Here is a 299-nt window from a genome sequence, read left to right as displayed (position 1 = left end):
CACCAGCTTCGCCACGCTGGACAAGCGCGATGCGGGTTTCCGCTGGGGCAGCGATGCGGTGACCTTCGTCGCCGACCGCACCCAGCACGGCAGCCTGGGCGCAGTGGGTTACGACGATGAGGGGGTCAAGAGCAAGCAGTGGGAGCTGGTGAAAGACGGCATCCTGGTCGATTACCAATGCACGCGCGATCAGGCGCACCTGCTCGGCAAGACCGCCTCCGATGGCTGCAGCTATGCAGATTCCTGGTCCAGCGTGCAGTTCCAGCGCATGCCCAATGTGTCACTGGCCGCAGGCAAAC

General features: G+C 64.2%; 1 protein-coding gene. It reads left to right on the top strand.

Going from position 1 to position 299, the window contains the following annotated elements; translation table 11 throughout:
- A partial coding sequence (locus tag FFY45_RS21835) for a metallopeptidase TldD-related protein (protein WP_255172117.1) occupies positions 1–299 on the top strand: 299 nt, incomplete at both ends.

Source organism: Xanthomonas hortorum (assembly GCF_011305375.1).
Classification (GTDB): Bacteria; Pseudomonadota; Gammaproteobacteria; order Xanthomonadales; family Xanthomonadaceae; genus Xanthomonas; species Xanthomonas hortorum_E.
This window is presented reverse-complemented; position numbering and strand designations above follow the sequence as displayed.